Here is a 5637-nt window from a genome sequence, read left to right as displayed (position 1 = left end):
GGGCGCAGGCCCGGCGTCACCTCCCGGGGCACGGTCGCCAGCCCGAGCTTCTCGCACACCTCGGTGGTCATCGTGAGGGTGTAGAGAGTGTCGGCCGCCACCACATTCTGGTAGAGGCGGACCGTGTCCAGCGCGTACCAGGAGCCGTCCGGGCGCTGTACCCGGTTGGCGATCAGACAGTGCTCATGCAGGAGAGGAAATCCGTTCCTGTTGTCGAAGTGCCGGAACGCCGCGACGACCAGGGCCGGGGTCTTCGCACGGCCCCGGCCGGAGGCCCACCGGGTCTGTGCGACCTCGTCCTCCAGCCAGCGCAGCGTCTTGGCGACGGCCCGCTCGTGCGCCCGCTCAATGGTCCGGCGCGTCTTCTCGTCTCCCAGTGCCCACAGCACGACCAGTGACGCCTGCGGCCGGAAGGTGAAGTCGAGGGCGAGCAGCGGGGTCTGCTTGCGCTGCTCGATCTCCTCGACCGGCTGCCCGAGCACGGTGGCCAGCCGGGCCGTGGCCGGGTCGGCGCCGTCGTCCAGGAGCTCGCGCTCGATCCGGTCGGCGTCCGGGTGGCGGAGCATCCCGAAGACGAGCTCCATCTGCCGCCCTGTCACCCTCTGCCCGGCGGTGAGCCCGAGCGCGGGCAGGCCGCGCCCCATCCACACCCCGGGCGGCAGCCCGGCCTGCTCCTGCGCAGCCTTCAACGACCGGCCGGCGGGAAGACGCCCGTCCCCCACTGCAACTCCGCGCACGTAGTACTTCCACGCATTACGTCTCTGGACCTTCGCGACACTCAGCATCCCCACAGAGAACACCGGCCCTGACCTGCAGAAAAGCACGATCCCGCAGGGCGGGAGACTTCACCGGAACTTCACGGCCGATCCCGCACGGCGGGCGCTTTCGGCGACACCGTGCCCGCCCGGCGGACACCACCAGGGCCATGCAAATGCTGCGCGCCCCCCGGCCACACACGCCACAGGAACCTCAAAAACCGCCGGTAGACGCCAGCAGACGTCGTTCTTCGCCACCTGGTGCACACCCACGTACCACTACCGGCGGCCGAGGCCGCCCCGCATCAGGTCACCGACTCCCTTCAACCCGAACGAGACCCCCTCAGCCCCTGGCAGCCGCCGGGGGCTTCGTCGTGCCACCCCGGAGGAGACCACCGTGCCCACCTTCGAGACCTGCCCCCGCTTCACCACCGACCTGGACCGCCTCACCCCCGCCCAGCGCCGCCGCTTCCGCCACATCGTCCTGGCCGCCTTCGTCCCCGACCTGCGCGCCGGAGGACAATTCCGCGCCGGCCTCCGCATCAAACGCATCCAGCGCGCCTCCGGCATCTACGAACTCACCTGGTCCATGGGCACCGGACCCGCCGGACGCGCCACCTGGCAATACGGAGCAGCGCTCCGCCCCGACACACCGCACGTGATCTGGCGCCGCATCGGCACCCACAGCATCCTCACCGCCCCTTGATGAAGGGGCGGGCCTCGTCACCTCGTCGCCGAAGCCGCCCTGGCGGAAGACCAGTTCACTAGGCTGCCGGTACTGCTGGCGAACGCGGGAGGTGGGGACGGGGTCTGCTGAGCCGGGCCGGTGCCGCACGGGAGGCGTACTACTGGGCAGTGACGGCATCGCCGTGACCAGCTTCGACGTCGGCCTGATCGAGCGCCGGAACGAGGACATCAACACCGGGCTCGACCGGCTCGCCGCCTTTCTCGCCCGCCACCACGGGGCCGGGGCCGAAGTGCTCGCCGACGCGCTGCTGGCGGATCTGCTGCCATCGACGGGCTCCGACGACGACACGGCCCTCGTCATCGTCCCGCTGTAGGCGCCCGGCCGTGCGCGCTCTGCGTTCCGGAGGCGTCCACCGGCCCCGGAACGCGGAGCGCGAGAGGTCTACTCGGGCGCCTCGATCGTCACCGGCTTGCCCAGGTCGTAGAAGTGCTGCGTGGTCGTGCTCATCACGCCGGCCGTCCGGGACTCGGCCTGCCCGCCGTAGGGCGTGAAGTCGTCCCCGAACCAGAGGATGTGCTCGCGCACGGCCGCGCCCATGAACGTGTACGGCTTCTTGTTCACGATCCGCCACGCCGTGACGTCCTCCCCGTTCTCCAGGGAGAGCACGGGCCGCTCCTGCTCGACGGTCCACTCCGGCGCCGACGCGATCATCTGGGCCGTCATCTCCGGATCGGCGAGCGCGCGGTAGAGCTTCCCGGTGGCGGCCACGATCTGCTCCTGCGGGTCACTGCTGTTCTTGTCCCCCTTGACCCACTTGCCGAGCCCCGGCGTTTTGATCCACTCGTCCTCGCCCTTGAAGACGTACGCCTTCTCCCCCTCCGGCCCCGTCATCGACCCGGCCAGCGCGGGCTCGTCCCCGAAGAGGAACCGCGATGTCCCCGACTCGTCCCCCGACTGTACGGCCTCCGTCCCCGATCCGTACGCCTTCAGGGCGGCCACCAGGCACTTTGACAGGGCCGAACCGGCCAGGGTCGTACCGCCCTTGAGCTGGAGGCCGTCGCACTCGGACGGGGTGGCGAAGGCCGGGGACGACGCCTTAGGGCTCTCATTCCCGGGCGCGGGCTGGCCGGACGACGATTCCGAACGCGTCGGCTCGGCCGACCCGTCCGACGAGGAGCAGCCGGCCAGGAGGCCGACGGCGAGGAGGGTTCCTATGCACGCGTAGGGGCGCGGACGTACAGGTCTCATGTTGTTCGAACTCCACTGGTCACGGACGGCCCGCGACCGCGGGCCGTCTTATGGGCTCTCGCAAGCGAATCCATAGCCCCGCACCACCGGTCGTGAAGGTGTTCGCTTCACGGGCCGCAGATGCGGGCCTTTGGATCCTACTGACTTCGGATTGTTGGGGTGAATCTGCGCGAAGTCCCTGAAGGGCCTGGGGTGGTGGCTGTATCCCGTGGTGTGTGAGGTATGCGGATGGGGCGGGCTGACCGCCGCGGGACGTCGGCGCCGGGAGACGGTGCGTATGTAGGCAGCCTAGCTGTTCGAGCAGAGGATCAAGCCGCCGGAGGCCGTGCGGCGGCTGCGGGTGAGCCTGAAATCGGCCTACCAGTGGCGCCCACGGTGGCGGGAGGGTGGTGTTCAGGCTCTGGCCTCCCGTGGTCCGAGCGGGTCGCGATGCCGCCTGTCCCCGCGCTGCCTGGAGAAGCTGGCCGTGTATCTCCAGCAGGGGCCGGCCGCGCACGGCTGGGTGGAGGACCAGGTGTGGACGGCCACTCGGGTGACCACGCTGATCGGCAGGAAGTTCCTCGTCTCCTACAGCGTCTCGGGTGCCACCCGGCTGATGCACCGGCTCGGGTTCTCCCCGCAGGTCTCCGCCCGGGGACTGGTGCCCGCGGGCGCATCCGACGGCATCCCAGTCTCAACCTCGATCAGGTGCCGCTCGAAGAACTGGGTCTTGCGTAAGACGGGTTCGGGAACCGTGTCGAGCTGCCCGAACGGCGGCAGGCCCGGCGTCGTGGCCTGGGAGTCGAGCAGCTCGAAGTCCTCGGCGGCCATGAGGTGGGTGAACATCATCAGCGACGGTGCCCCGTGGCTGTCGACCAGCCGGACCGTGGTGCTCGCGAGCCCTGCCACCGTGTGCACCTGCCCGTCGAAACGAACGCGGTCGCCAACACACAGGACTCCGCGCGGGCTTGTCCGGCTCATCACTCCTCGCTTCGGCTCACCAGCGTGCGGCCGCTGAGCGGGTAGGACAGGTCCGCGGTCAGGCGCCCGCACCACAGCAAGGTGGAACACCACCGGCAGAACCTGGAGGAGATCGCCGACGGAGGCGGCCTGGGCCACCAGCGGTGCCGAGACGGCAAAGGACGCGGTCACCGCCGAGGAATGGCAGGAGTTCCTGTCCCACTTCGAGCGGAGAAAGCTGGCGCTGGGCGAATGCGGGCGAGCCTACGGAACCGACTGCATCCACGAACACGTCCCGTTGACCGAACTAACTGTGACGCATTCTGGGCCTCGCCCGAGAGGGACTGATGCACGGATAAGTGACACCTGACCTGGCTTGCTGAGAGGCGGCCTGGAAGGATGTTGCAGTGCCCAAGCCGTATCCGAAGGAGTTCCGCGAGGACGTCGTGCGGCACTGTCACGTTGACTGACCGGGTGGGATGATCTTCGGGTTGATCATGGTGGAGGGGGTTGTCCGTGGGCAGTACGCCGCCGTCGTACAAGGGGCACCGGTACCCGGTCGAGGTGATCTCCCACTGCGTGTGGCTGTACTTCCGCTTCCCGCTGTCATTCCGTGAGGTGGAGGAGCTGATGCTGCAGCGCGGCGTCATCGTGTCCTACGAGACGATCCGCCGGTGGTGTCTGAAGTTCGGACAGTCCTACGCCAACGCGCTGCGCCGCCGACGTCCCCGCCCCGGCGACAAGTGGCACCTTGACGAGGTCTTCATCACGATCAACGGCGAGCAGAAGTACCTCTGGCGCGCGGTCGACCAGGACGGCAACGTGCTGGACATCCTCGTCCGGAACCGGCGCAACAAGGCCGCGGCCAGGCGCTTCTACCGTCGGCTCCTCAAAGGAATCGGGGCCGTGCCAAGGATGATCGTCACGGACAGGCTCCGTTCCTACGGGGCGGCCCACCGCGAGGTGATGCCCTCGGTCGAGCACCGCTCCCACAAGGGCCTGAACAACCGGGCCGAGAACTCCCACCAGCCAACGAGCCAGCGCGAACGCGCCATGAAAGGCTTCCGCAGCGTCGGCGGAGCTCAGAGATTCCTGTCCGCGTTCAGCGGCATCTCACCCCACTTCCGGCCACACCAGCACCGGATGACCGCCCCCGACCACCGCACCGAGATGACCGTCCGCTTCGTGATCTGGGACCAGCTCACCGGCGCCACCACCCCGCCCACCGCAACGTGACCCAGGCCCCCCACACACACGCCCTGACGCGCCCTCAACCGATCAACACCCCACCAACGTGACAACGCCTCCAGCGCACCAAGACCTGGAAGGAATCCACCGACCCCGACCCCGAGGATGAAATCTGGTGTTGCCATCAAGCAATGGTATGGACCCTGCGATGGGGACGGTGTCGGCGGTGCGGACGGACTGCGAGTCGATCAGCCCTGCGCTCGGCTCCACCTTGCGGCCGTCAGCTTCGCGGACCTGACCGCGCAGGGCATCGTGGACCCGCTCGACCGCCCCGTCATCGTGCCACCACGTGAAGTACCAGTACACGGTGGGCCACGGCGGGAAGTCCTTCGGAAGCTGCCGCCAAGCACACCCGGTCCGCACGACGTAGAAGATCGCATCCACGATCCGCCGCCTGGGATGTTTCTCCCGCCGACCGCCCTTCAGGCCCACCCTCGCAGGCGGCAGCAACGGCTCAACCAACGTCCACTGGGTATCCGTCAAGTCCGACGGATACCCGCCCCCAACAGCACTCACGTGGACTCAACGCTCACCCACGCCCCAGGACACGGCAGATCTCAAACGCGGTCTGAGGTTGGAAGAGGCTCACTGGCCCGCGTGAAGGAGGGACGTAAACCAGAACCCACAGGCTCCGCCATCGACACCCAGAGCGTGAAGACCTCCACCAACGCGCCTGTGACCAGCCAGGGAACGGACGCCGCGAAGAAGATTGTGGGGCGGAAACGAGGTATCCTCACCGACACGATCGGCCTGATCCTC

Annotated in this window: 5 protein-coding genes and 4 pseudogenes; 5 read left to right on the top strand and 4 right to left on the bottom strand. The window is 68.4% G+C overall.

Features of this window, described 5'->3' with window-relative positions; all coding sequences use genetic code 11:
• The coding region (gene mobF / locus ACWCXX_RS40470) for a MobF family relaxase (protein ID WP_451136210.1) at positions 1-737 on the bottom strand (737 nt) is incomplete at its 3' end.
• A gap of 415 nt (positions 738-1152) precedes the next feature.
• Here mobF and ACWCXX_RS40465 point away from each other — a divergent pair.
• A complete protein-coding gene (locus tag ACWCXX_RS40465; RefSeq protein WP_451136208.1) occupies positions 1153-1461 on the top strand; it encodes a hypothetical protein in 309 nt (102 codons plus the stop codon).
• Positions 1462-1639: 178 nt separating this feature from the next.
• Positions 1640-1816, top strand: a pseudogene (locus tag ACWCXX_RS40460) (SpoIIE family protein phosphatase); the annotation flags it as partial.
• A gap of 68 nt (positions 1817-1884) precedes the next feature.
• Here the strand turns inward: ACWCXX_RS40460 and ACWCXX_RS40455 are convergent.
• The gene (locus ACWCXX_RS40455) at positions 1885-2691 is read right to left on the bottom strand and encodes a hypothetical protein (protein WP_451136206.1); all 807 of its coding nucleotides are present in this window, start codon (positions 2689-2691) and stop codon (positions 1885-1887) included.
• A 215-nt stretch (positions 2692-2906) separates the two neighbouring features.
• On the opposite strand from ACWCXX_RS40455, the pseudogene ACWCXX_RS40450 reads away from it, so the two are divergent.
• Positions 2907-3325: pseudogene (locus ACWCXX_RS40450) on the top strand (helix-turn-helix domain-containing protein); the annotation flags it as partial.
• Here the strand turns inward: ACWCXX_RS40450 and ACWCXX_RS40445 are convergent.
• On the bottom strand, positions 3259-3579 hold the full coding sequence (locus ACWCXX_RS40445; RefSeq protein ID WP_451136212.1) for a hypothetical protein: 321 nt from the start codon (positions 3577-3579) through the stop codon (positions 3259-3261). The pseudogene ACWCXX_RS40450 and the gene ACWCXX_RS40445 overlap by 67 nt on opposite strands.
• Positions 3580-4146: 567 nt before the next feature.
• Between ACWCXX_RS40445 and ACWCXX_RS40440 the strand changes: the two genes are divergently transcribed.
• Positions 4147-4866 carry an IS6 family transposase gene (locus ACWCXX_RS40440; RefSeq protein ID WP_451136204.1) on the top strand — a complete coding sequence of 240 codons (720 nt, stop codon included), beginning with the start codon at positions 4147-4149 and terminating at the stop codon, positions 4864-4866.
• Between the two features lie 156 nt (positions 4867-5022).
• Here the strand turns inward: ACWCXX_RS40440 and ACWCXX_RS40435 are convergent.
• Positions 5023-5394 (bottom strand): annotated as a pseudogene (locus tag ACWCXX_RS40435) (IS5 family transposase); the annotation flags it as partial.
• 69 nt (positions 5395-5463) lie between these two features.
• Between ACWCXX_RS40435 and ACWCXX_RS40430 the strand changes: the two are divergent.
• Positions 5464-5637, top strand: a pseudogene (locus ACWCXX_RS40430) (IS5/IS1182 family transposase); the annotation flags it as partial.

The sequence above is a fragment of the Streptomyces sp. NPDC001732 genome, assembly GCF_053596315.1.
Note: the sequence above shows the minus strand (reverse complement) of the source record. Positions and strands in the feature narration are given on the sequence as shown.

Coding starts and splice junctions, on each gene's coding strand:
- ACWCXX_RS40455 (WP_451136206.1), bottom strand. CDS start 2,691: ATGAGACCTGTACGTCCGCGCCCCTACGCGTGCATAGGAACCCTCCTC.